This is a genomic window from Gordonia westfalica, assembly GCF_900105725.1.
Lineage (GTDB): Bacteria > Actinomycetota > Actinomycetes > Mycobacteriales > Mycobacteriaceae > Gordonia > Gordonia westfalica.
In genome coordinates, this window is the sequence record NZ_FNLM01000034.1 from 1,249,225 (window position 1) to 1,274,183 (window position 24,959).

Sequence of the window (24,959 nt, forward strand, 5' to 3'; positions counted from 1 at the left end):
GGCCGACAGGCCGGCGGTGGCCACGGTGACGATCCCCGCGTCGACGGTTCGCTGAAATACGCGCCTGAAGAAGGCCCGGTGCAGCGGCGCCGGCGACATATCGGGCTGTTGCGTAATTCGGCACCTCTGGCCCGGCCTGTCGTGGGTGGTTGGTGGTGGATTCCGGCGATGATGTGTTGGTGGCCAAGGGTTATCGTCCGGTGCAGCGTGATCAACAGTTTCTGATGCCACCGAGTATGCGGGAATGGTTGTCCGCGGATGATCCGGTGTGGCTGGTCATCGATACGGTCGCGTCGTTGGATACCTCGGCGGTGCAGGCGGTGCGCAAGACCGGCGGAGCCGGTCGCGCCGCCTATCACCCGGATATGTTGTTGACGCTGTTGATCTGGGGTTGGGCACAAGGTCAACGGTCCTCGCGGCAGCTGGAACGGTTATGCCACCGCGACGTCACCTACCGCATCATTTGCGCTGGTGACGTCCCTGACCACGTCACGATCGCCCGGTTCCGCGCCGACTGCGCACCCGCTATCGAAGTCTTGTTCACGCAAGTGTTGATGCTGTGTGCGCGGGTCGGGATGGGGCGGTTGGGTGTGGTGGCCCTCGACGGAGTCAAGATCGCCTCGAACGCCTCACTCAGCGCTAACCGTAGCGAGCGCGGGTTGCAAGAGGCGTTGGCCGCCGAGGCTGCGCGCGCCGCAGCCGAGCACGCTGCCGCTGACGTCACTGAGGACGACGACAACGATCATCTGCCTCCTCAGCTCCACGATCCGGGGTCACGGCGGGAGCGCATCGCTGCGGCTCTGGCCGAGGTACAGGCCCATGACCGGGCTGTGCGTCAACCCCACGTCAAAGCTGTTGAGCAAGCGCAACAGCGTGCCGACACGGCCCGGTCGTTGCTGGAGACGACCACTGCGGAGGTCGAACGGACCCGCGCCCAGCGTCGCGGCACCCCGCCGCCGGAAATTTCGGCCGCCGAGTACGCGACGTTGACCAGGACCCTGGATAAAGCCATCGCCGATCAGCAGGCCGTGATCGATCGATACCGGCCCGGGCAGCGTGGCCGCGCGCCCACCCCGGTCGAGGAAAGCTACGACGTGGTGCGGGCCCGCCGGAACTTAGAACGCGCGGTCATGCGCCGAAATGAGCGCCTGCGAGCCGCTGCGGCCAAGGCCGAGGCACACGTGGTTCGCGCTGAGAACAGAACCCTCGATGCAGCCCAAGCTGCCGTCGATGCCGCTGAGGCCGCCGTCGATGCCGCCACCACCCGCGCACATACCCCCAGCGACAAGCACCCACGACGCAACATCACCGACCCGCAATCGCGGATGATGCCGTTGCGTGGCGGTGGTTGGCTCCAGGGCTTCAACTGTCAGGCTGTGACCAGCGACGACGGCCTGATCATCGCCACCGGAGTGGGCAACAGTCCCGCCGATGCCCCCACCTTCAGCGCGATGCTCGACAAAGCCGTCACCGCCGCAGCACTCATCGATACCCATCGCCCCCACCCGCCGGAGACCACCGGGATCGGAGTGGTGCTCGCCGATGCCGGATATCTCTCCGAACACAACCTCACCACCCCCCGGACCCGATCGGCTCATCGCGACCGGCAAAAACCGGGCAGTTTCAGAAGCCGCGAAACACACACCGACCCACGGGGCGCCACCCCCACAAGCCTCGCCGATCGAAGCCATGGCCCACCGGTTGGCCACCCCCGAGGGGCACGCGCTCTACTCCCAACGCGCCCATATCGCTGAAACCCCGTTCGGCCACGCCAAACACAACCTCGGGTTCCGTCGCTTCACCAGCCGCGGACTCGACAGAGCCACAGCCGAATTCAGCTTCCACGCCCTGGTCCATAACCTGTTCAAAGCCATCGCAAACCCCGCCCTGGCGCCCGCCCTCACCTGACATACCGACCTGGCCGGGTCAGCAGCCACCCACCCGGCCCCGACCGACAACCGCGAACCCGAACCGATTACGCAACAGCCCGATAGAGTGTCATCCGCCGCGGTCTGGAGGACCTATTCCAGGGGCGCTTTCAGACCGCGGGCCTACGACGGACCCGCAAGCCCGTTCTCCAGCGCATAGAGGCTCGCACCCACCCGGTTCGACGCCCCGATCTTCGTGTACGTGCGCTCGACGTGATTCCGAACCGTCTTCTCGCTCAGCACCAGCTTCGAGGCGATCTCCCTATTCGACAGCCCTCGCGCAACGAGCCCGAGGATCTCGCTCTCCCGGGGTGTGAGTGTGTCGGTGCGTCGTACCCGGGTCCGCGCGTGCCCGGCGGCGGTGAGGACGGCCTCGACGCAGTCGGCGTCGAGTTCTCCACGGTGGGCTCGACGCTCGAGCCGGGCCGCGGCATCGTCCGTCGACATCGCCTCCCGGTACGGACGTGGTTCGACCGCCGACCGATACGCGACGGCCACGGCGAGAATCCGTTCCGGTCGTCCGAGCGCCGGCCCGCCGAGTCCCAGCGGATAGCCGGTCCCGTCGAGGTGCTCGTGATGGGTCCGGGCGATACGTGCCACCTCCCGCAGACCCGGGATGCGCGTGAGAACGCGGTCGGTGAGGTACGGGTGCATCCGAACCCGCTCCCACTCGGCCGCGGTGAGGTCGGCGGCCTTCGACCAGATCTGGTTGGACACCCCGATCCGTCCGACGTCGTGGAGACAGCCCCCGCGACGGATCGCATCGATGTCGGGTCGGTCGAGCCCGAGGTGCCCCGCGGCCGACTCGGCGAGCGCCGACGCTCCACGTGAATGCCCCAGCGCGAAAGGACATTTCAGGTCGACGAAGTCACCGATGGCAAGCAGTAGGTGGTCGAGACCCGGATCGTCGAGGCGCAGCTCGGCGTCGGGTGCGATGGAAAGCGCCAGCTCCCAGGGATCGTCGGAGTCGGCCGGGAACAGTGTCGCCGGGTCGTCGACGAACACGTCGACGACGTCGGGATCGAAGTGGCCGCCCCGACGACTCCGCGCCATCGCGACCGCACCGTCGACGCCGTAGGTGCGCTGGTGGACCTCGGCCATGTCGGCGAGTTGTGCCACCCGCATCTCGATCGGGATCTCGGCACCCGACACCCCGACGGGCATCCCTCCCCCGTCGAAACGCTCGAACGTGTACGTGATCGCCTGTTCGACGTCGGCGCCGAGCCCGATGTGGCCGGCCAGGGCCGCCGCCGACAGACAGTGCGAGTGCACGAGCGCCGCGATCTGCCCGCGCGAGTCGCGGAACAGTTCGGCCATGGTCTTCACCCGATGCGGCAGCGACTCTCCCCTGCCCAGGTTCCCGACGAGGAAACGCAGGTACGGAAGCCCCGACCAGTCGACGAGGTAGGCGTCGCGCCGTACCGCGATGTCGTCGCCGAACCACCGCGCGTACTCCGCGGAGTCGGCGTGACATCCGATCCACATGACGAGGGTCGCGTAGTAGACGGTGTCCTGTTGCGAGCGGTCGAGTCCGAGGCGGCGGGCCAGCCGTGTGGCGATGACCGCCGATCGCAGCATGTGCTCAGCCGGCTGACCGAGCCCGAGGTCGATCGCGACCGACAGGCCGGCCAACAACCTCGACACGACGCGGCAGCACCGTCTGCGGGCTCATGTCGTTCATTGTCGCGCTCATCGTCCCGGGTGTCAGCAGACCGGCGCCTGCTCCGGGCGGGACGAGCGGCGCGCACGCAGACCCGGCAGCAGCATCGGGACGCGACGGCGATAGTCGACGTAGTCGTTCCCGAAGGCCCGGATCAGATCCCGTTCCTCGAAGTGGATGCCGACGAGAATGTATACCGTTGTCGCGCCGGCGAACACCAGATGTCCGACGGTCATCGTCGGGGCCGCCCAGAATGCGATGACGAAGCCGAGATAGATCGGATGACGCACGATCCCGTACCAGAGGGGCGTGATGAACCGATACGGCGGGAGCGGCCGCCGGCGGGCGTTGGCGACCACCTGCCGCAGGCCGAACAGGTCGAAGTGGTTGATGAGGAACGTCCAGGTCAGGACGAGAACCCAGCCGAACAACGACACGGCTACGAGAATCCACCGGACGGCCGGCGTGGAGACGTCCCAGACGGTGGCCGTGATCGGATGCCACCACCACAGGAGGGCTGCGAGGCAGGCCGTTGCCGCCAGCACGTAGGTGCTGCGCTCGATCGGCTGGGGCACGATCCGGGTCCACCGTCGTTTGAAGCCGTCGCGGGCCATCACGCTGTGCTGCGCGGCGAACAGCGTCAGCAGTCCGAGGTCGATCGCCAGCGCGATCAGCACCCCCACCGACGGTCCGCCCCGATCGACGGTCCGCGGCACGATCTACACGCCGCCGATGACGATCGAGGCGTTCTCGACGAAGGCGATGGCCCACAGGAACACCACCAGGAACGCGACATAGGCCGCCAAGCCGTAGGCGAGGTAACCGGCGCGCGTGAGAACGGTTGTGGGCGGGGCGGTTTCTGCTGACGAAGGGACTTCTGTGGTGGTCATGTCTGTACTCCCGTGTCGGTGAGATGATGCTGGGTGTCGTCGGTGGGTTCGGGTGCGTCGAAAGCCGATCGGCCGACGAAGAACAGCCCGCGTTGCGGGAGCGGGATGTCGCCGATGCTGATCTGTTCGTCGAGTGGTGCGGGAGCGCCGAATGTCTCGCCGTCGAGCGATGCCCTGCTGTCGGCGACGCGCCAGACGTGCAACGGTGTCCCGCGGAACTCCGGCCCGTTGGGGGTTCGTGCGCACATCCGGACTCGGCCGGCGCGCAACATCACGGTCGCCATCGGCCCGACCGCATGCAGTAGTGCCCGACTCCGCCACGCCGCTGCCGGCGTCGCGCTGCTCTCGGTGGTCATCAGGCGCGTCGCGGGTGATGAGGTCAGCTCGATCTGCCAGCGGAACGTCTGGCCCATCGTCACCTCGATCGTCCGGTCATCGGTCCATCGGACGTCGATCGACGGAACGTGCCGGGTGGCCGCCCCCTTACCGAAGTAGCGCGGGCAACTCTGTTCGGGTTCGGTTGTCGTGTAGATCGTCCAGTGCCCGTTCGGATCCCGATGCCAGATGGACCGGTATGCAGGTCCGATGGAACTGGCGATCATGTCGCGCAGGGCCAGATAGTGGCCCGACGCGAACGGCAGTCCCATGACGCCGCATCCGGCGAATCGTTCGTCGTTTCCGTCCGCAAGTTGTGGATGTGTACGCAGGTCGGCGACGACCTGGCGGGGTGTTTGTGTGTTCATGACCCCAGGGTCTTCCCCGACGCGCCGCACCCGCGTGGGGCATCTGCCTCAACTTCGGCTCACCCGAACACCTCGACACTCGCCCATCCAGGTCCGCCGAGGGTCTGGGCGCACCAGATCATCCACCACATTTCCGGCCCGAGTGCACGTACGAGCAGTTCGGCAATCCCGGCACCGACGCCGTCGGGCGGACCGAGTGCACCGATGAGCGCCGCAACGGTACCGACGACGCTGATGATGGCGACGACGGGTGCGACGAGCAGATTGGCGACGATCCCGACCACGGACAACTGACCGGTCACCAGGACGACAATCGGCGCCGTCACCACTTGCGCGGTGACCGCCATCGCGATCACCTCGGCCAATCCCGTCGGACAACGCCACGCCCGCAGCCGATCCCGCAACCGCGGCGCCCACAACACGATCGCGCAGGTGGCTGCCACAGACAGCGCGAAGCCCGGCTGCAGGGCCAGCTCCGGCCACCACAGCAGACCACCGATCACCGCGGCCCCCAGCGCCGGCAACGACTGCGAGCGCCGCGACGCAAACAGCGCCAACACCCCGACCGCGCCCATCAGCGCCGCTCGCAGCACGCTCGGCGTGGGCCGTACGAGCATCACGAACCCGACGATCACCACCAGCCCGACGACCGCCGCCGCCCGCGGCGGCACCCCGACACTTCGGACGATGAGAAGCGCCGCACCGCAGACGATCGCGAAGTTGGCGCCGGACACCGCCGTGAGATGACTCAGGCCCGCTGCTCGAAAGTCATCACGCAATTCCTCGTCCAGGCCACTCTCGTCACCGAGCACCAGACCCGGCAGCAGACCTGCGGCGTCGGGCGCGAGACCGCGCGCCGCCACCAGTTGCAACCGTTGCCGGATCGATCCGGCAACGGCCTGATACGCGGGCGGCTCGCCGACGAGCTTCGGCGACTGAGCTGTCAAGGACACCACGAGCAGCGTGCGGGGCGGTGGTGGCCGTACCTTCACCACCACTATCACCCGCTGACCAGGCAGCAGCCCCAGCCACCCCTGCGCTGTACCGCGGAGATCCGCCGGCGCGGTCGAGACCCGCTGATTTCCGATCTGTTCCACGTCCACTCGCGCGCGAATGCGCCCCTGCCCTGTCGGCCCGATCGGCGTCGGATCGCTGCGGAGGGTCATGACCACCGTCGCCTTCCCTGACACATGCGCCAGCGGATGATCGGCACGTGCCTCCTGCCGAAGCGCGAGCGAGGTCGCACAGGCAGCGGCCAGGCCTGCTCCCACGACGACGAGCCCCACCGCTCCCCAACCGAGCCGGCGAGTACCGACCGCCCCGGCAGCGGCCACCACCGCCGAGACGATCGCGATACCGACGCCGACCCCGGCCGGGGCCAAGAGACCGCACGCCGTCACCGCCCACACCATCGCCGCCGGCACGAGCAGCCGGAAGTCCATCGCGTCAGACCGTCACGAGGTCACGCAGTTTCGCCAGTCGCGCCGGACCGATACCGTCGACCTCGGCGAGCTGGTCCACAGAACCGAAGCGGCCGTTGCGTTCTCGCCAGGCGAGGATCGCCTTCGCCGTCACCGGCCCGATCCCGGGCAGCGCATCCAGTTCGGTCTCGGTCGCCGTGTTCAGGTTGATCCGACCGCCGGCCTCCGCCGCCGACGATGCCGGTGGAGAACTGCCCGGGCCCGCCGAGGGGCCGGGGACAGGAGAAGCACCTTCCGCACCGACGACCGCACTGCGCAACGACATCTGGCCCTCACCACCGGAATAGCCGACGAGGATCTGATCCCCGTCGCGCAGAACCTGAGCGAGATTGAGCGACAACAGGTCCGCCCCTTTACGCGCGCCACCGGCCTGGTCGATCGCCTCGGCGACCCTGGCTCCGGGAGCGAGACGCACCAACCCGGGATTGTTCACCAGCCCGACGACGCTCACCACCAGTTGCGCCGGCGTCGTACTCGGCTGCGCGGCAGCCGGAGGCGCCGATGCATCTGCCATCGACGACGGTCCGGGTGCGCCGAAGTCCACGACCGGCGCCGCATCCGTTCCGCGGAACAGTCCGAATCCGGCGACGACGCAGGCGATCACCCCGACCGCGATCAACGCGATCGCCGCGGGCGGTGCGACCGCGAAGCGTCGACGCGGGACGGGATCGTCGTCGTCCCGGCCCGGCCGGTCGTCCTCGGGATCGAGCACATCGTCGAAGCGTCCACCACGAACGGGCTGCGGTGTCGAGGGCGGCGCGTCCAGCCAGGTCGGCATCCCACCGATCCCCCACCCCGGATGTTCGGGCTCCTCGACCGCGACCGCAGCAGAAGGGTCGCCGGCACCGGATGGTGGGTCGGATTCGGCGGCGGCCGGCGACAGATCGACCCGCCGCGGGGGCGACTCGACGACCGGCCCCAGACGGTCCAGCGGATTCCGCCGTCCTGATGCGCTCATGGCGCCACACGCTAGGCCCGAACAAGACCGACTCGGACGGCCTGAACCTGATCCACACCAGATCTGTGGACAGGCCTGACTATTGTGGACGCCCGCCGCTCGCTCACAACTCCACACCTGGCAACACGGGGGACTATACGTGTCGTCCTGGCGGATCATCGCCACACTCACAGGCGCACAACCCGAGGCCGCCGTCTTCACTTGGCACTAGGACTGAGCAATCAATAGCCGACACCCGATCCATCGAAATTGTCCGAATCGCGCCAATACTGGTTCAGACACTGAACGCTAACAGTGTAGGCACGAAATTCATCACATAGGTGCCAACATAGTTGAAACCACCGATAATGAACTCCGTCGGGATCCGTTCAGATGTCGTTGATAAGGAAAACTAAGGGGAATCCCATGGCGGATGAAACCCACGACGCAATTAAGAATGTGACGACTGCCCTTACTATCCTAATAAGCATCGCCGCGCTGGCGGTCTCAATCTCATCGTCATGCTCAGCGGCAAACAGAAGCCATGAAGCAAACGACATCGCCGAGTCGGCTCTGAGCGTCGCAAGACAACAGAGAATGGCCGACTTCACCATCTCTTTTGTGGTGACCCTGCGGACCAACGGAGAGTACAAAGAGTGGGAAGCAACAGACTTCGATCGGAGCCGCGACGACCTGGTCATATCTCAGTCCAGGGTCTTTCCTGGCGTGTGGCTGGGAGTAAGTGTCGCAAACACCTCAAACACGCCATTAACCATCATTGATCTGGGAATCTTGACCAATCCCGCAAAAGGGACCGCCAACTGGATTCGGACTCGAACGTACGATGCCATCGACGACTGCACCAACAATAGCGACATCCGATGCTATAAATTCCCACTTCTCATCCCCACTGGCGAAGAGCGCGAATTCCACTGGCCCATCTGGGAAGACATCGACACGATAGTTAACGAAGGCGCGGGTAGCCCCATCCGCGTTGTGCTGATGACCTACCCAACTGAGCACGAGAACTACCAGTTTGACACCAACTTAACGTTGACAGAAGGTTGAGTCGACGACTGGCTAGAGCGCTGCTCTCTGAACTTTCGCTCAGTGCTAGCTGTAAGACCTGGGCAGGCTGTGAACGTGTAGGCGTTCGATCGGGGTGAGTCCGCCGATGCCGGTGTGGGCTCGGTGGTGATTGTAGTGGTGTAGCCAGTCGTCGTAGGTGGCTGCGCGGGCGGTCTCTGAGCTGTAGAACTCGGCGTAGGCCCATTCCGAGGCCAGGGTGCGGTTGAATCGTTCGACCTTGCCGTTGGTTTGCGGACGGTAGGGACGGGTCTTCTTGTGCTTGATCTCGGCGCCGAGGGATTCTGCGAAAACCTTTGAGCGGTAACAGGCGCCGTTGTCGGTCATCACTCGTCTCACAGTGATCCCATGTTGGCTGAAGAAGGCGTTGGCGCGGTCCCAGAACTGCGCGGCGGTCTCTTTGCGTTCGTCGGTGAGGATCTCGGAGTATGCCAGCCGGGAATGGTCATCGACGGCGTGGTGCAGATACGCGTATCCCGGGCGGTGTTTCTTGTTGTGCCGGTTGCCGATCGTGCGCCCGAGTTTGCGGTGGCCGCCGCCTTCGGGGATGCGGCCGAGTTTCTTGATGTCGATGTGGATCAGGTCGCCGGGAGCGTCGTGCTCGTAGCGTCGTGGCGGTGTCCGGCGTACCGGAAGCCCGGCGGCCTGGTCGAGGTGACGCAACAGCGGCATCCGATACCGGCGCAACACCGCCTCAACGGTCGATTTTGCTAGCCGCAGGTGCGCAGCGATTCGTGCAGCGCCCCAGCGACGCAGGAACCGCAACTTGATGATTCGACGTTCCCGGCGCACGGGAAGCTGATGGGGTGACCGGTAGGGGCGGCTGGACCGATCTGCCATGCCGAGCTCACCGGTCTGCCGGTAGCGGTCGGCCCACTTCTTGGCCGTGGCCGGTGAGCAGTTGAACCGTTCGGCGGCCCGTCGTAGAGGCCAGTTCTTATCGACGACGCACTGAGCCAGGGGCAGACGGCCACGTTCGGTGAGGAAGGCATTACGGTGGGTCATGAGGGCCTCTTGGTGATCGGCGTGTGTGTGGTAACCACATCGATACCGGAGGCCCTCACCTGTTGACCGGCACCACGCCGTTCACAACCTCCCCAAGAGTTACAGCTAGCTCTTGCGCCCGGCACGTCACGCAGTTTGGCCGCCGACTGGACTCAGCTCTCCTCGAGCCCCTCGATCGGGTCGAGATGAGATGCGATGACGACGCCCACCGATCCGGGGCCCACGTGGGAGCCGAGGATCGGCCCGAGGTCGACGGTCAGTTCGGAGGTCACCATCCGCAGCCGGTTGCGCAGCGTGGCGAGGAGTTCTGCCGCGACGTCCGGGGTCTCACAGTGCTGGACGCCGACGGTGACCGCGCGACCACCCGCCGACTCGACCGCCGCGTCGACCATCTTGTCGAGCGCCTTGGAGAAGGTGCGGTGGCGTTCCTTGAGCTGCAGCGTGCCGTCGACCATGTGCAGGATCGGCTTGATCGACAACGCCGATCCGAACAGCTTGCCGGCCGCGGAGATCCGGCCGCTGTGTCGGAGGTTGTCGAGTTGCTGGACGCACAGCAGCGAGTCGACGGTCGCGGCCTGACGGATCGCGGACTCGTACACGCGATCACGATCGGCGCCGCCCGCGGCCGCCTGCGCGGCGGCGATGGCGGTGAAACCCACTGCGAGACCGACAGATCGGGAATCGACGACGCGGACCTGCCCGGAGAACTTCTCCGCCGCCAGCCGCGCCGAACTCCAGGTACCCGACAGCTTGCGCGACATGTGCACGGCCACCACACCGGCACCTTCGCTGGCTTCGAGAGCCGATTCGAAGTACTCGGTGAGCTCGCTGGGATTGGCACCCGAGGTGGTCACACCGGGCATCGAGACCACATCCTCGGGGATGTGGTCGACGCCCTCGCGGTAGTCCTTGTCCTCGACCGTGACATGCAGCGGGACCTGCCGGATCCCGTAGTGCTCGGTGACCGACTCCGGCAACCGAGACGACGAATCTGTGACGACGACGACAGGCACGCGTCTACGTTAGCCGGTTCACCGGCCGGACCTCACACGGGATCGAGACGTCCGTCGACTACCGGGTCGCCCGGCTCGTCTCGACCACCGGCACCACCAGATCGGCGATCTGACGATGACACGAGAAGCCCCAGTGGATGCCGTCCGGGTTCATCTCCGCCGCCGGGTCCTCGAAGGCGTCCCGGGTCGCCGGATAGAAGTCGACACAGGGCAGCCCGTGTTGCTCCGCCCACCGCGCGATCGCCGCCGTCGTCGGAATCCGGCCCGTGTGCACGTAGCCGTAGTACGGGCTGCGATGCGTCGGCGGCAGACACATGACGATCGGCAGATCCGGGCGGAGCTGGGTCAGCGCGTCCCGGATCTTGTCCAGGTATTCGACGGTCACCTTCGGCGGCAACGCCAGCGGCCATCCCAGCCGCGCCCCACGCGGCTGCACCCATGAGTACGCGTCACGCACCAACTGCCGCAGTCGATTCGGCCGCACGTAGCGGATCTGTTCGCGCAGCGCGGTCGGCAGCGGCGACGGCAACGTGTCCATCCCGCCGAACGCCAGCACGACGACGTCGGTGTGCGGGACGGTGGCCCAGATGTTCGGGTCCTGGGTCAGTGCCCACCACACGTCACGGCTCGTCCAGCCGATCCGGCCGAACAGCTTCACCGGCAGGCCCACATCGGCGCCGACCAGCGACGGCCAGATCCGTGGATCGTTCGCGGGCAGCCCGCCGACCGGGCCGTAGTAGGCCAGCGAATCGGACAGGACCATCATGCAGCGCTCCCCCGCGGGGGCACCGCCCTTCACGTCGGTCACTGAACGGCGGGATCCGAGTCCTCGGCCGACGCATTCCACACGTCGAGCCGCCAGCGCGGAAGGTCGCCGGGCTTACCGTGACCCGACAGCTGCACCCAGCTGGTGTTCGCGAGACCACCGAAGACCGGCCAGTTGTCCACCGGCAGTCCGAGCAGGGCCGCGGTCATCGCCGCGATCACCCCACCGTGAGCCACCAGCACCACCGGCGCCTCGGGGTTGTCACCGACACCCCAGTCCGGCAGCTGCTCGATCAGTTCGTCCACCAGCAGGGTGGAACGCTTCGCCACGTCGACGCGGCTCTCGCCGCCCGGCGGCGTCCACGTCGCGTCGTCGCGCCACACTTTACGCGCACCCGGCATCACCTCGTCGACGTCGAGATGCGTGAGGCCCTGCCACTCGCCCAGATGCGTCTCGCGAAGGCGCACATCGGTTGTCACCGACTGACCGGTCCGCTGGGCCAGTGCCTCCGCGGTGTCGCGGGCGCGCTTGAGATCCGACGACCAGATCGCCAGCGGCTGCCGTTTGGCGAGTTCGACCGCAGCCGAACTCGCCTGCCGCACACCGAGCTCGGAGAGATCGGTGTCGAGCTGGCCCTGCATACGGCTGCCCGCGTTGTACTCGGTCTGCCCGTGGCGCAACAAGATCAGGCGCCGGACGACCGGCGTCAGACGCTCGACCGAGGTGTCGTGGGTATCGGGACCCCCGCTCACGAAAGTCCTTCGACCTCGACGACCGGGCAGTCCTTCCACAGACTCTCGAGCGCGTAGAAGCGACGCTCGTCGGTGTGCTGGATGTGCACGACGATGTCGGCGTAATCGAGCAGCGCCCAACGCCCCTCACGGGTGCCCTCACGACGCAGCGGCTTGTGCCCGGCCTCCCGCAGCTTGTCCTCGACCTCGTCGACGATCGAATTGACCTGCCGCTCGTTGTCCGCCGACGCGATGACGAATGCGTCGGTGATCACCAACTGTTCCGACACATCGATCACGGTCACCTCATGGGCGAGCTTCTCCGCGGCCGCCAGAGCAGCCACCTTGGCCATCTCCAACGCTTCAGCTGACGCAGTCACACAAGTCCTCTCGAAAATTCACTTACCGGCCGAGGCCGCAGACGCTCCCGGCGCAGGTTCTCTTCCGCCCGCTCGCTCCGCTCCCGGCGCAGGTTCTCTTCCGCCCGCTCGCTCCGCTCCCGGCGCGGCCACACCAGGCGATGACGCCCGAGGCGCACGATACAGCTTCCTCTTGGCTATGTACTGCACGACGCCGTCGGGCACCAGGTACCAGACCGGCCGCCCCTTCGCCGCTCGCGTGCGGCATTCGGTCGACGAGATCGCCAGCGCCGGGATCTCCAGCAGGTGTAGCGTGTCGTCGGGCATCTGCGCGAGGTGCTGGGCCAGATGCGTGGCGTCGAGCTCATACCCCGGCCGGCTCACCCCCACGAACTTCGCGAGTTCGAAGAGTTCTTCCCAGTCCTGCCACGACAGGATCGACTCCAGCGCATCGGCCCCGGTGATGAAGTACAGCTGGGCGTCGGGCAACTGCTTCCGTAGGTCGCGCAACGTGTCGACGGTGTAGGTGTCACCCTCGCGGTCGACGTCGACGCGACTCACGCTGAACTGCGGATTCGACGCCGTCGCGATGACCGTCATCAGGTACCGGTCCTCGGGCGGACTGACCATCGTGTGCTCGCCGAGCTTCTGCCACGGACGCCCCGTCGGGACGAAGATCACCTCGTCCAGGTGGAAACGATGCGCGACTTCACTCGCCGCCACGAGGTGCCCGTTGTGGATCGGGTCGAACGTGCCACCCATCACGCCGATACGGCGCGCACGACGGCGGTCGGTTGACATGGACGGTCAGTCTACGCGGTGGCTCGGGGATCAGATCGGCAGCAGGTCGGCGATGACGGTTCCGAGCTGCGTCGCATTGCGGCATTCGAACATGTCGATGACCTCCGCGTAATCGGTGGCAACCGAGTCGCCGGTCCCCCAGTGCTCCTTGGCCTCGGGGTTCAGCCAGTACGCGTGGCGGCCACGTTCCACCAGTTCCGCAAGCGCGTCGACGTGCGCGTCGTGGTAGTTGTTGCGGCCGTCGCCGAGCACCAGCAGCGCGCCCCGATGAGTGAGCGTCTCGCCGTAGTCGGCGACGAACCCGGCGAGCATGTTCCCGTAGTCCGAATGTCCGTCGCGCGTGGAGATCCGCGCGGTCGAGATCATGTGGTGCATCGCCGCGCCGAAATCCTCTTCGCCGTGGTCGAAGAAGTCGGTGACCTCGTCGACGGTGTCGACGAACGCGAACACCCGCACCTTCGAGAACTGTTGGCGCAGCGCATATACCAGCCGCAGCGTGAACTGGCTGAAGCCGGCTACCGATCCCGACACATCACAGATGACGATCAGTTCCGGGCGGCCCGGACGCGGCTTGCGGTGGCTGAGCTCGATCGGGACACCGCCGGTCGACATGGACGCACGTAGCGTCTTGCGCACGTCGACCGCGCCACGATGGGCACGACGACGCCGCGTCTCGAGCTTCGCCGCCAGCAACCGTGCGAGGGGTTCGATGGTCTTGCGGATCTCCACCTGCTCCTTGGCGCCGGCGGAAAGGAAGTTGACGTTCTCCGGCAGCGGCGGCACCGCGTACGCGCCGACCTTGTCACGACCGTTGCGATCGGCCATCCGCCGCTGCGTCTCGCGCTCGATCGCCGCCCGCAGGTCGGCCGCTTTCTGACGTGCGGCCTGCCGATACAGCGGTTCGGTACCCGGCCGGCCACCGTCGCCCTCGCCACCGGCCATCGCCGCGGCGATCTTGGCGATCAGCGTCTGCGGACTGACCGCGGAGATCGCCTGATACGCCGAGAAGGCCTCGCCCTTGGTCGACCCGTAGCGCCCCAGCTCGTCGACGATCATCGCGATCGCCTGCTCGAGCCGGCCGTCACTGGCCGCCGCGTCGTCGGCAAGCATCTCGGCGAGCGCGTCCCGCACCGCCTCGACGTCGAGGTTTCCGTCCTCGTCGCGCGGGAGGTCCTCGGTGACGGTGCGCATTCCCGCGCCGACGGGGAACCACAGGTCGAAGACGCGGTCGAAGACACCGCGATGCGCATTGTCGACGAGCAGCGTCGTCGCCAGCCCCTCACGGAGTCGCGAGCGCTCGAGTAGGTCAAGCACCTCCATCGCACTCGCCGCGTCGATCAGGGCCGACGGCCCGACGACGATCCCACGACGACGCAGCTCATCGACGAAATCGGTGAGGTGCGCGACGAGCGGAGCCGTCATCAGCCCAGCTTGAGTTCTTTGAGAGCCGTCTTCAGGTCGGGCCGATGCTTGAGCACCACGCCGAGGGTGCGCGCGATGAGTCCGTCGTCGAGACCGCTGGTCTTGGTGTCGGCCTGCTCGCCCGCACCGAGCGCGAGCAGCGTGTTGGCCCAGTCGATCGTCTCGGCCACCGAGGGCTTCTTGCGGATGTCCAGCGTCCGCAGCACACCGACGATGCGCACCAGTTCCGCACTCAGCGACGCCGACAGATTCGGCACCCGCGACGCGAGGATCTCCTTCTCCCGCTCGGCGTCGGGGAAGTCGATGTAGAGGTACAGGCAGCGACGCTTGAGCGCCTCGGACAGTTCCCGCGTGGCGTTCGAGGTGAGCAGCACGATCGGACGACGCTGCGCGGCAACGGTTCCCATCTCGGGGATGGTGATCGCGAAGTCGCTGAGCACCTCGAGGAGCAGACCTTCCATGTCGACGTCGGCCTTGTCGACCTCGTCGATCAGCAGCACGGTCGAGCCCTCCCGGGAGATCGCCTTCAGCAGCGGACGCGGCAGCAGGAACTCGTCAGAGAAGATGTCGGTCTTCGCCTCATCCCACGCGCGGTTTCCCGTCGCCTGGATGTGCAGGATCTGCTTGGCGTGGTTCCACTCGTACAGCGCGCGGGCCTCGTCGATGCCCTCGTAGCACTGGAGGCGGACGAATTCGGCGTCCGTGGCCGCGGCGATCGACTTGGCCAGTTCGGTCTTGCCGACGCCTGCGGGCCCCTCGACGAGCAGCGGCTTGCCCAACCGGTCGGCGAGGAAGGTCGATGTCGCGGTCGCGTCGTCGGCGAGGTAGCCGGTCTCACGCAGCCTTGTGACGACGTCGTCGACCGAGGTGAACGACGGGACGACCTGCGGACCGGACCCGGTGTACTCCGTGGGGCTTGTCATCACGCCGGCCGAACGTGGCCGTTGCCCCAGACCAGCCACTTGGTGGAGGTCAGTTCGGGCAGGCCCATCGGGCCGCGGGCATGCAGCTTCTGGGTGGAGATGCCGATCTCGGCACCGAAACCGAACTGCTCACCGTCGGTGAACGCGGTCGAGGCGTTGACCATGACGGCTGCGGCGTCCACGCGGCGGGTGAACTCGTCCGCGGCGGCGAGGTCGGTCGTGATGATCGCCTCGGTGTGCCCGGTGCCGTAGGTGTCGATGTGGGAGACCGCGGCCTCGAGGCCGTCGACCACCTTCATCGCGATGTCCATCGACAGGTATTCCCTGGTCCAGTCGTCCTCGGTGGCCGGTTCCATGCCGGGTTCGTCGCCGTGGATCACGACGCCCTGCGACTGCAGCACCTGGGTGATGCGGGGAAGCGCGTCGGCCGCGACCGCCTTGTCGATGAGGACCGTCTCGGCGGTGTTGCAGACACTCGGCCGGCGGGTCTTGGAGTTGAGGATCACACGGACGGCGACATCGAGGTCGGCGAGCGCGTGCACATAGACGTGGCAGTTGCCGACGCCGGTCTCGATGGTCGGGACGGTCGCGTTGGAGACGACGGCCTCGATCAGGCCGGCACCACCTCGCGGGATCACGACGTCGACGAGACCGCGCGCTCGGATGAGAGCAGTGACGCTCGAACGGTCCGTACTGGGCAACAACGACACCGCGTCGGCGCTGACCCCCTTCGAGGACAGGGTCTCCCGCAGGACGCGTACGAGTTCGGCGTTCGACGACGCGGCCGACGACGAACCGCGGAGCAGCACCGCGTTACCCGACTTGAAGGCGATACCGAAGGCGTCGACCGTGACGTTGGGGCGCGCTTCGTAGACGATGCCGACGACGCCGAGCGGGACCCGCAGCTGTCGAAGCTGCAGTCCGTTGGGCAGGGTCTTGCCGGCGACGATCTCCCCGATCGGGTCCGGCAGGACCGCGACCTGACGCAGACCGTTGGCGATGCCGACGACGCGCGAGGAATCGAGACGCAGGCGATCGAGCAGGCTCGCCTCGGTGTCCGCTTCCTCGGCACGCGCGATGTCCTCGGCGTTGGCTGCGAGGATCGTCTCCGTGGCGGCCTCGATGGCGTCGGCAGCCGCGAGCAGGACCTCGTTCTTGTCCGCCGTCGTCAGGCCGCCCAGCGAGCGGGACGCCGATTTCGCCGCCCTCGCGAGCCCGAGGACAACCTTCTCGGTGTCGGACTCGCCAGTTGAGACAGAGGGCTCTGCGGTGGGTGCGCTCATCAACATCCTCGACTTCGCGGGTGGTCGCCGCGACGAGGCCGCCGCGGGAGATATGCCGTTCTCAAGAGTAACGCTGTGGGCGATTCGTCCCCAAAGGGATATGTGGGCCCTCTCACGCTCCATTCAGATCGCGCATCAGACTTTGCTATTTTGAATTCGCTGTACTCCGACGTGGAGGCAGCTGTCGTTTCTGCCGCGGGGAGAAGATTCGATGACCGGTTTTTCACATGCCTTTCTTTCACATGCCTTCGAGCGCATCCGGCGCGTGGGCACTTCGTCAGCCGTACGCGCGGGTGCATTCGTCATCGGATGCCTGATGCTGTTCATCGCTGCGTCGCACGTTCCCGAAGTCGGGCGGGAGTCGGCCACATGGGCGTCGATGGGGGTACTAGCGGGCTCGCTGACTGCGGCCACGTTCGGCGCGATGGCCTTCTGGGTCGGCGCACGCGGAATCGTCGCCCGCCTCATCGGCACTTGCTGATCACGTCCCCTCCCTCCCGTGCCGTTCCGATCAGCGGACGGGCGCCACCGCCCTTAGGGTGACGAACGAATGTGGTGACGGGTTTGTGAGGAGTGTCGGGACGTGCCGTGGGTTGTGCTGGTGATCGCCGGGTTGATCGAGATCGTTTACATGGCGGCGCTGGAGAAGTCCGACACGTTCACCAGGTTGTGGCCCACCGTCATCTTCGTCGTGGGCGTCGTCACCAGCATGGCCGGCGTCGCGTATGCGATCCGATCCATTCCGCTGGGCACCACCTACGCGGTATGGGTCGGCATCGGCGCCGTCGGCACCTCGATCTACGGCATGCTGTTCCTCCGCGAACCGGCCGGCCTCGCCAGGTTGGGGTGCATCTTCCTCATCCTGATCGGCGTCGTGGGATTGAATTTGCTGCACAACGCTTCCGGTGGCGAAGCTGCCTGAGTCACGTCCTCTCCGCTCGGAGCGCAGTCCGCTTCGCCCTCGCGCATCGCAGCAGATAGAGCGGCGTCGGCGGCACCCATCCCAATTGCTGCCCCATCCCCAGGTCATCGCGATTCGCCCAGTGCTCGATGCACAGACCGTCCCGTAACCGGAACCAATGCGTCTGGGTCACGGCGAAGTCCCGTCCGGTCGGCGCGAAAACCTGTGCGATCCTGGCCTTCTCGTCGTAAGTGACGAAAGGACCTGTCTGCTTGCCCGACATGGTCGCGTGGATCACGACGAGATCTCCGTCGGCCACCACGTCGTGCGGAGTGTGACGAAGGTTCGAGAAAGCGGCGCGGAGCCAGATCGCAGTCGCCCACGTCGCGTCGGGCCCCCGCCCTCGGCATGCCGGCGGTTCGTTGATCGCCTCCCGATTCACGTTGTCGGGGTGGGTGACAGCCTCGACGTCGGCACGCGTTCCGCTGCCGATCGCGGTCATCGCCCGGACAGCGGTGCTGACCGGATCGGACATGTGGGTCATGGTGACCTCCGGAAGGATTCGAGTCCCAGCACCCCCGACTCGACTTCAAGCATCCACCGCCCGAAGCCGACAAGCAACGGGTAACCGTCCGCGTCGTCAGAACCCGCGTCGCAGTGCATCGGCCAGCACCTCACGCGAACGTGCGTCGATCGTCAACCCGTATGTCGCGCTGACCATCACGAACTGAATCGCGTACTGGCACCAGAAGCCACGCGCCCGCGGCATCCACCGGCCCGGTTCGGCGTCGCTCTTGTCCTGGTTCGACGCCCCGTCGACCGCGACGAGATTGGCGGGGTCGTTGGCGAAGTCCAACCGGCGGCGCAGTTCCCACGACCACGCACCCATGTCCCAGGCGTAAGCAAGCGGCACGATGTGATCGATCTGCACACTCGACGCCCCGCGATCACGCCGGAACACGAGGAACTCGCCGCTGTACGGACTCCGGAACTCCCCCTCCAGAACCGCTTTCGGACAACTCGACACCGGCCCAGCCCTGATGTCCTGGAGATCGCGGGCCAGGATGTCGTTACGGGTGTCACACCCGTTGCCACCACCGGTCACCGCCACCGCGTCAGTCCAGGCGGCACCGAACGCGCTTCGGTCGTAGTCGTCGCGGTCGGGACGCTGCGGGTACACCGGGATCGAGGCCAAGTGCGCCAACGCCTCTCGCGCCATCGCCTGGACGCGCGGATCGACCTCCGAAGGCGAACCGAACCCACCGGAGCCCACCGCGACCACGATCGCCGTGACGACCGCGAACACCAGCAGCCACCACTGCCTCGCCGACCAGCCTGACGTCGCCCCGTTCCAGGAGATCCACCGCACGCGCATGCGGAGTCGCCGCAGCGTCGGGGATCGGAACGCCGCGTCGTGGAGGACCATGCATATTCGACGCAGCGAACGCAGGCACGGTTCCACGAATTCGACACTTGTTACCGCGCAACGATTTACCTCGCGAGCCCTTCGAGGCTCGTCGCTATCGCTCCTCACACCTCAGGGAGCGCGGGTGGCGGTGCTGACGCTCCTCACACCTCCGGTTCCCGACTGCCGAACCTCAACTCGACCGGCAGACGTCGATCAACGTCTGCGGGTCGGGTTTGACGTCGACCGGTGTCAGGCAGCGGAGTTGGGTGCGTCGCGTTCCTTCGGATCAGGGAGCGAGCTCAGGACTTGTCGAGATACGCGATCTTCTGCGGAACCAGGATCCCGTCGACGAGGTCCGCCAGCGGGCGGTGGTGCAGGAGCGTGATGTCCTCGCTCATCACGTCCTCGGCGAGTCCGCGTGCGTCCTCGATGACTTCGACGTCCTCGAGGAGAGACAGGAACCGCAGCGAGGTGTTGACGCCGGACTGCAACGAACCCAGCAGGTCACCTTCGCGGCGTTGTTCGAGGTCGACGCGGGCGAGTTCGAAACCGTCGTTCGACCCGGCCACCGCGCGCAGCCGCTGCATGGACTGCGAGATCTCGTTGCTGTTGGTCATCAGCAGACACAACCCCGCATGCTGCCCACGACCGACACGGCCGCGGAGCTGGTGGAGCTGACTCACACCGAACCGTTCGGCGTCGACGATCACCATCGTGGTCGCGTTGGGCACGTCGACACCGACCTCGATCACGGTGGTGGACACCAGGACATCGACCTCGCCGCGACCGAACGCGTCCATGACCGCGTTCTTCTCATCGGGAGCCAGACGGCCGTGCAGCATCTCGACCCGTCGGTGGGCGAACGGTCCCTCGACCAGCGTCTCGTACAGTTCGACGACCGAGGTGGTCTTGGGGCCCTTCTGCTCCTCGGGTTCCGGCGCGGGTTCTGGCGAGTCGTCGTCGCCGATGCGCGAACACACGACGTAGACCTGCCGGCCGGCGTCGATCTCCTCGTTGGCTCGCGACCACACCCGGTCGACCCAGTTCTTCCGGCCCATCGGCACCACCGACGTCGAGATCGGCTGACGGCCGCGCGGGAGTTCACGCAGGACCGACGTCTCGAGGTCGCCGAAGGCCGTCATCGCGACCGTGCGCGGGATCGGGGTCGCGGTCATCACCAGAAAGTGCGGGATACGTCCGTCGCGTCCCTTGTTGCGCAGCACATCACGTTGCTCGACACCGAACCGGTGCTGTTCGTCGATCACCACGAGGCCGAGATCGAAGAACTCGACCTTCTCCTCCAGCAGGGCGTGCGTACCGATGACGATGCCCGCCGTTCCGGTCACCACGTCGAGCAGCGTCTCGCGCCGACCCTTCGTCTTCATCGATCCGGTCAGCAGCGCGATCCGGGTGGCCCCCTCGGCGGCGGTCAGCTCACCACCCTCGGCGAGATCGCCGAGCATCTTCCTCATCGTTCGATGATGCTGCGCGGCAAGCACTTCGGTCGGAGCGAGAATCGCGCACTGGTAGCCGTTGTCGACGACCCGCAGCATCGCCAGCAGCGAGACGAGGGTCTTACCGGAACCGACCTCGCCCTGTAGCAGCCGCGACATCGGTTGCGCACGAGCCAGATCCTCGGCGAGCTCCTCCCCACGGCGAGCTGCCCCTCGGTGAGGGTGAACGGAAGACGCTCCCGCAGCTTGTCCTCGAGACCGCCGGGCACATGCGGACACGGGGGCGCCGACTCACTGCGCCCGGCGAGCCGACGCTGGGCGAGCACGGTCTGAATGGCCAGCGCCTCATCGAATTTCAGCCGATGGGAGGCGACCTTCACATCGTCCTCGGAGTCGGGCAGATGGATCTTGCGGATCGCCTCGTCGGTCGAGACCAGTCCGCGTTCGCGACGCTGCGCATCGGTCAGCGCATCGGGGATCGGCGCGCAGTGGTCCAGGACCCGCCGGACCGCGCCCAGGATGTCCCAGGTCTGTACCTCTTTGGTGGCCGGGTACATCGGCAGGATCTCCCGGTCGAACATCGCGACCAGCGGATGCGCACCGCTGTGCTCCCGGGTGACCTCCTCCTCGATCGCGTACATCTCGGTCAGCATCTTGGAACCGACGACGTGGTCGATCTCGGGATCACCGTCGGGCAGGATCATCCACTCGGGATGCGACAGCTGGATCTGCTCGCGGAAGTACTTGACCGTGCCGGCCATCATCACCCGTGCACCGGGGCGCAGTTGGTGCCTGATGTACTTCGGGTTGAAGAAGCTGGCCTCGTAGACCTCGTTGTCGTCGGTGACCTTGACCTTGAGGAACTGGCCGCGACGACTCTTCATCTGGATCAGGTCGGACTTGGTGATCCGGCCGACGATGGTCAGCCATTCCCCCGGTTCGGGTCGCTGATGGTCGGCCACGAGACCACGGCGGATGTACCGCCGCGGCGTGTAACGCAGCAGTTCCCCGACGGTGGTCACGCCGAGCCCGGCCAGCTTCTCGGCGGGTTTGGGGCCGAGCACGTCCGACAGCGAATCCGCCAGCGCCAGTTCGGTCACTCCACACCCACCTGGAGAAGGTCGCTGCTCTGTCCGGTGCGGTAGACCGCGAGTTCGATACCGGGGTAACTGCGGCGCATCTGCTCCCCCACGGCCTCCAGCGCGTCCTCGTCGACATCGGTTCCGGCGAGTACGGTCACCAGCTCACCTCCGGTCGCGAGCATCAGGTCGATGAGCGCGGTCCCCGCGGAGGTCTGGTCCGGCGCCACCGCCAGGACGTCGTCGCCGATGAGCCCGAGGACGTCGCCGACGTCGGACATCCCGGCCAGCGTCATCATCTTGGTGGTCGCCAGCTGCAGCGACCCCCACCGCGCACCGGCGGCTGCCTCGGCCATCGCATACGCGTCGATGTCCGGGACCTCACTCGGATCGTGCACCGCCAACGCGGCCAGGCACTGGGTCATCGACGACGTCGGGAGCATCAGCACCGAACGCTGCGTCGACCGCACCTCGGTGGTGACGGTGACGAGATCCTGAGAACTCAACGTGCCGTTGGCCATCACCACCACATGGGCGCTGTCGGTGTCGCGGATCGCCTGCCCCAATGCCTGTGCGGTCACACCGTCGTCGCCGCGCAGCACGGTCGCCCCGGCCTCGGCGAAGAGCTCGGCGGCACCCTCACCGAGCGCGACCGCCACCACCGCACGCTTGTGTCGCGGCGGCGGATCGTTCGAATCGACCTGTGCGCGAATGGCATCGAGGGCGAAACAGCTGATGCGGATGTCCGACAGCCGGCCGAGCCCGGCGCCCGCCTCGACCGCGGCACCGGGCTCGCACGTGTGGACGTGGACGGAGAACCGCTCACCCTCGCCGCTCGAGCTGTCGCCGACGATGACCACTGCGTCGCCGAGGTCGTCGAGCTGCCGTCGGAGTTCGGCGATCTGTTCGCCGGCCGCACCGTCGAGCAGGTACATGACCTCGAAGTCCTGGTCACTGCCGTCGGCGCAACTGTCGTCGACGCCATGTCCCAGGGTCGCGCTGTCGGTCAGGATGCCGCGGTAGCGGCGGCGGCGGTTGGCCACACCGGTGATCACCCGGACCATCCCGTCCACGATCACCAGGAAGCCTCGGCCGCCGGCGTCGACGACTCCCGCGGAGGCGAGGACCGCCAACTGCTCCGGGGTGCGTTCGAGCGCCTCGGCGCAGTCGTCGGCGATGGCCCGGACGATGTCGGCGGCGGTCTCCTTCTCGTGGGCCGCGGCCGACTCGGCGGCCACACGCACCAGGGTCAGCACCGTGCCCTCCCGGGGTTCGCTGACCGCACGGGTCGCCGCCAGCGATCCCAGGCGCAGTCCGAGTGATGCCAGGTCGCCGAAGGTCAGGGAGTCCGTGTCACCGAGGATCTCGGCTCCATCGGCCAGGCCGACGAGGACCTGCGACAGGATGATGCCCGAGTTACCGCGCGCCTGCGCCACCGCACCATCGGCCATCGCGCGGGCGACCTGCGGCAACGACGCGTCGTCGGGCGTCGCGTATGCGGCCTCGGCAGCCGCACGCATGGTGAACAGCATGTTGCTGCCGGTGTCCGAATCGGGGATCGGGAAAACGTTGAGATCGTTGATCTCGCCCCGTAACTCCTCGAGCTGGTCGACGCAGACACGAGCCCAGTCGCGCAGCAGCTGCGGATTGATGTTGCGGGCGATCACGCGGTGACTCTTTCTCGCTCTGACGTGGGCATACGACGGGTTCGCGTCGCCGGCCGACGGGACGGGACGGAAGGATGTGTGCAAGGTTACTCGGCATGCCCGACGCCCAGGTGACGTCCGTGTCACCGGGTGGGGCACCCCGACCCGGATTTGGCCACGCCCGCCCGAGCTGGTTATCCTTGCAGGGTTGCCTTTCGGTCCACGCGCACACTTTCCGGTGGTGCCGATCCGAGAGGCTGACCACCAGACCATATTCATCTATCAAGGGAGTTCGACGATGGCTGCCGTCTGCGACATTTGCGGCAAGGGCCCGGGCTTCGGCAAGTCGGTGTCTCACTCGCACCGCCGTACCAACCGCCGCTGGAACCCGAACATCCAGTCTGTTCGCGTCGAGGTCGCCCCGGGCAACCGCAAGCGTAAGAACGTCTGCACCTCCTGCCTGAAGGCCGGCAAGACCGCAGCTGTCTGATTTCCCGACACCCGCATGCGGGTGATCAGGGGTTCCGAGAGCACAAGACCCGATGCCACCGAGCGCAAGCTCCCAGGCGTCGGGTCTTTGGTGTGCGCGGGATAGTGTTTCGCGCATGACTTCCACGCAATCCCCCGCCTCCTCCGACACCCCTCAGCCCGACGCCCCGGTCCTCGTCAGCGAGGCCAACGGCGTCCTGACGATCGCGGTATCGGCTGTCGGCGCGGGCAACTCACTCGACGACGACGGGATCGCCGCCGGCACCCAGGCGTTGCGCGAGGTGGCCCGTGGCCGTCGCGACGTGGGCGCGGTGCTGCTCGTCGGCGCGGGCAAGAACTTCTGTGCCGGCGGCAACGTGCGGGCCTTCGCCGCCGCCGACGACCGACCCACCTACCTGCGTCTGATCGCCGACAACTTCCATGCCTTCGTCACCGCCCTCCACGAGGCCGATGTCCCGGTCGTGGTCGCCGCGAAGGGTTGGGCAGCCGGCGCCGGCATGTCGTTGGTCCTGCACGCCGACGTAGCGATCGGCGGCGCCTCCTCCAAGCTCCGCCCCGCCTACCGCGGCATCGGGCTCACCCCGACGGCGGACTCACCTGGACTCTCCCCCGCGTCGTCGGCGCAGCTCGCGCACGTCAGATCATCCTCACCGACCGCGTCCTCTCCGCCGACGACGCGCTGAACTGGGGAATCTTCTCCGAGATCGTCGCCGACGAGGACGTCGAGGCCATGGCCCGGGCCAATGCCGAGACGATCGCCGCAGGTCCGCGTTCCGCCGACTCCGGCACCAAGCATCTGCTGTCGGTCTCCTCGGAGAACTCGCTCATCGAGCAGCTCGCCCTCGAAGGGCGTTCCATCTCCGAACGGTCGGGGCGCCCCGAGGGCATCGAAGGCGTCGACGCCTTCGTCGGCAAGCGCGCACCCGAGTTCGGCAAGACGCGCTGATTTTCCTC

The 24,959-nt window shown here is 66.8% G+C and carries 21 protein-coding genes and 4 pseudogenes; 7 read left to right on the plus strand and 18 right to left on the minus strand.

All coding sequences use genetic code 11. The annotated features are described in order from the left end of the window. Positions 1 to 179 precede the first annotated feature (179 nt). Complete coding sequence (locus tag BLU62_RS11095) at positions 180 to 1,754, plus strand: transposase (protein WP_425284601.1); 1,575 nt, start codon at positions 180 to 182, stop codon at positions 1,752 to 1,754. Further along, a complete protein-coding gene (locus tag BLU62_RS34920; RefSeq protein WP_425284548.1) occupies positions 1,690 to 1,908 on the plus strand; it encodes a transposase in 219 nt (72 codons plus the stop codon). Before BLU62_RS11095 ends, BLU62_RS34920 begins: the two co-directional genes overlap by 65 nt. A gap of 143 nt (positions 1,909 to 2,051) precedes the next feature. On the opposite strand, the pseudogene BLU62_RS11100 reads toward BLU62_RS34920, so the two are convergent. From BLU62_RS11100 to BLU62_RS11120, 5 genes and pseudogenes are all read right to left on the minus strand, one after another. Beyond that, positions 2,052 to 3,609: pseudogene (locus tag BLU62_RS11100) on the minus strand (HD domain-containing phosphohydrolase). Between the two features lie 23 nt (positions 3,610 to 3,632). Further along, positions 3,633 to 4,478: pseudogene (gene mddA, locus BLU62_RS11105) on the minus strand (methanethiol S-methyltransferase). Beyond that, positions 4,475 to 5,221: a hypothetical protein gene (locus tag BLU62_RS11110; protein ID WP_074849590.1), complete on the minus strand. Its 747-nt coding sequence runs from the start codon at positions 5,219 to 5,221 to the stop codon at positions 4,475 to 4,477. The pseudogene mddA and the gene BLU62_RS11110 overlap by 4 nt, the downstream one beginning before the upstream one ends. Before the next feature lie 59 nt (positions 5,222 to 5,280). Continuing rightward, positions 5,281 to 6,663: a ComEC/Rec2 family competence protein gene (locus tag BLU62_RS11115; protein ID WP_074849591.1), complete on the minus strand. Its 1,383-nt coding sequence runs from the start codon at positions 6,661 to 6,663 to the stop codon at positions 5,281 to 5,283. 4 nt (positions 6,664 to 6,667) lie between these two features. After that, the gene (locus tag BLU62_RS11120) at positions 6,668 to 7,660 is read right to left on the minus strand and encodes a ComEA family DNA-binding protein (RefSeq protein ID WP_074849593.1); all 993 of its coding nucleotides are present in this window, start codon (positions 7,658 to 7,660) and stop codon (positions 6,668 to 6,670) included. Between the two features lie 405 nt (positions 7,661 to 8,065). Between BLU62_RS11120 and BLU62_RS11125 the strand changes: the two genes are divergently transcribed. Further along, complete coding sequence (locus BLU62_RS11125; RefSeq protein ID WP_139180027.1) at positions 8,066 to 8,707, plus strand: hypothetical protein; 642 nt, start codon at positions 8,066 to 8,068, stop codon at positions 8,705 to 8,707. A gap of 45 nt (positions 8,708 to 8,752) precedes the next feature. Here the strand turns inward: BLU62_RS11125 and BLU62_RS11130 are convergent, their stop codons facing one another. The 9 genes from BLU62_RS11130 to BLU62_RS11170 all read right to left on the minus strand — a co-directional run bounded on the left by BLU62_RS11130 (position 8,753) and on the right by BLU62_RS11170 (position 17,028). Next, the gene (locus tag BLU62_RS11130) at positions 8,753 to 9,730 is read right to left on the minus strand and encodes an IS481 family transposase (RefSeq protein WP_074849597.1); all 978 of its coding nucleotides are present in this window, start codon (positions 9,728 to 9,730) and stop codon (positions 8,753 to 8,755) included. Positions 9,731 to 9,882: 152 nt separating this feature from the next. Continuing rightward, positions 9,883 to 10,743: a DegV family protein gene (locus tag BLU62_RS11135; RefSeq protein ID WP_074849600.1), complete on the minus strand. Its 861-nt coding sequence runs from the start codon at positions 10,741 to 10,743 to the stop codon at positions 9,883 to 9,885. Between the two features lie 58 nt (positions 10,744 to 10,801). Then, on the minus strand, positions 10,802 to 11,509 hold the full coding sequence (gene octT / locus BLU62_RS11140; protein WP_074852836.1) for a diglucosylglycerate octanoyltransferase: 708 nt from the start codon (positions 11,507 to 11,509) through the stop codon (positions 10,802 to 10,804). Between the two features lie 38 nt (positions 11,510 to 11,547). Continuing rightward, entirely contained in the window at positions 11,548 to 12,261 is a 714-nt protein-coding gene (locus BLU62_RS11145) for a histidine phosphatase family protein (RefSeq protein WP_074849601.1), read from the minus strand. Next, the gene (gene rsfS, locus BLU62_RS11150; RefSeq protein ID WP_074849603.1) at positions 12,258 to 12,620 is read right to left on the minus strand and encodes a ribosome silencing factor; all 363 of its coding nucleotides are present in this window, start codon (positions 12,618 to 12,620) and stop codon (positions 12,258 to 12,260) included. Before rsfS ends, BLU62_RS11145 begins: the two co-directional genes overlap by 4 nt. A gap of 18 nt (positions 12,621 to 12,638) precedes the next feature. Next, the gene (gene nadD / locus BLU62_RS11155) at positions 12,639 to 13,400 is read right to left on the minus strand and encodes a nicotinate-nucleotide adenylyltransferase (protein ID WP_074849605.1); all 762 of its coding nucleotides are present in this window, start codon (positions 13,398 to 13,400) and stop codon (positions 12,639 to 12,641) included. Positions 13,401 to 13,430: 30 nt separating this feature from the next. Next, complete coding sequence (locus BLU62_RS11160) at positions 13,431 to 14,822, minus strand: vWA domain-containing protein (protein WP_074849606.1); 1,392 nt, start codon at positions 14,820 to 14,822, stop codon at positions 13,431 to 13,433. Continuing rightward, positions 14,822 to 15,745, minus strand: a complete 924-nt coding sequence (locus tag BLU62_RS11165; protein WP_074849608.1) for an AAA family ATPase — start codon at positions 15,743 to 15,745, stop codon at positions 14,822 to 14,824. The genes BLU62_RS11160 and BLU62_RS11165 overlap by 1 nt, the downstream gene beginning before the upstream one ends. Continuing rightward, positions 15,745 to 17,028 (minus strand): glutamate-5-semialdehyde dehydrogenase, encoded by a 1,284-nt coding sequence (locus BLU62_RS11170; RefSeq protein WP_074849610.1) that lies wholly within the window; start codon positions 17,026 to 17,028, stop codon positions 15,745 to 15,747. The genes BLU62_RS11165 and BLU62_RS11170 overlap by 1 nt, the downstream gene beginning before the upstream one ends. A 265-nt stretch (positions 17,029 to 17,293) precedes the next feature. On the opposite strand from BLU62_RS11170, the gene BLU62_RS11175 reads away from it, so the two are divergent. Both BLU62_RS11175 and BLU62_RS11180 read left to right on the plus strand, forming a co-directional pair. Beyond that, on the plus strand, positions 17,294 to 17,509 hold the full coding sequence (locus tag BLU62_RS11175; protein WP_074849612.1) for a hypothetical protein: 216 nt from the start codon (positions 17,294 to 17,296) through the stop codon (positions 17,507 to 17,509). A gap of 102 nt (positions 17,510 to 17,611) precedes the next feature. Further along, positions 17,612 to 17,950, plus strand: coding sequence for a DMT family transporter (locus BLU62_RS11180; RefSeq protein ID WP_074849614.1), 339 nt, complete (start codon positions 17,612 to 17,614; stop codon positions 17,948 to 17,950). Position 17,951: 1 nt separating this feature from the next. On the opposite strand, the gene BLU62_RS11185 is transcribed toward BLU62_RS11180, so the two are convergent. The 4 genes and pseudogenes from BLU62_RS11185 to BLU62_RS11200 all read right to left on the minus strand — a co-directional run bounded on the left by BLU62_RS11185 (position 17,952) and on the right by BLU62_RS11200 (position 23,537). Continuing rightward, entirely contained in the window at positions 17,952 to 18,464 is a 513-nt protein-coding gene (locus tag BLU62_RS11185) for an ester cyclase (protein ID WP_310951472.1), read from the minus strand. Between the two features lie 105 nt (positions 18,465 to 18,569). Further along, positions 18,570 to 19,355 (minus strand): HNH endonuclease family protein, encoded by a 786-nt coding sequence (locus tag BLU62_RS11190; protein WP_074849618.1) that lies wholly within the window; start codon positions 19,353 to 19,355, stop codon positions 18,570 to 18,572. A 281-nt stretch (positions 19,356 to 19,636) separates the two neighbouring features. After that, a pseudogene (gene recG / locus BLU62_RS11195) lies at positions 19,637 to 21,891 on the minus strand (ATP-dependent DNA helicase RecG). Beyond that, positions 21,888 to 23,537, minus strand: a complete 1,650-nt coding sequence (locus BLU62_RS11200; protein WP_074849620.1) for a DAK2 domain-containing protein — start codon at positions 23,535 to 23,537, stop codon at positions 21,888 to 21,890. Before BLU62_RS11200 ends, recG begins: the two are co-directional and overlap by 4 nt. Before the next feature lie 277 nt (positions 23,538 to 23,814). On the opposite strand from BLU62_RS11200, the gene rpmB reads away from it, so the two are divergent. Together rpmB and BLU62_RS11210 are read left to right on the plus strand one after the other, a co-directional pair. Continuing rightward, positions 23,815 to 24,006 (plus strand): 50S ribosomal protein L28, encoded by a 192-nt coding sequence (gene rpmB, locus BLU62_RS11205; protein WP_004023092.1) that lies wholly within the window; start codon positions 23,815 to 23,817, stop codon positions 24,004 to 24,006. Between the two features lie 115 nt (positions 24,007 to 24,121). Beyond that, a pseudogene (locus BLU62_RS11210) lies at positions 24,122 to 24,951 on the plus strand (enoyl-CoA hydratase-related protein). Positions 24,952 to 24,959: the final 8 nt, after the last annotated feature.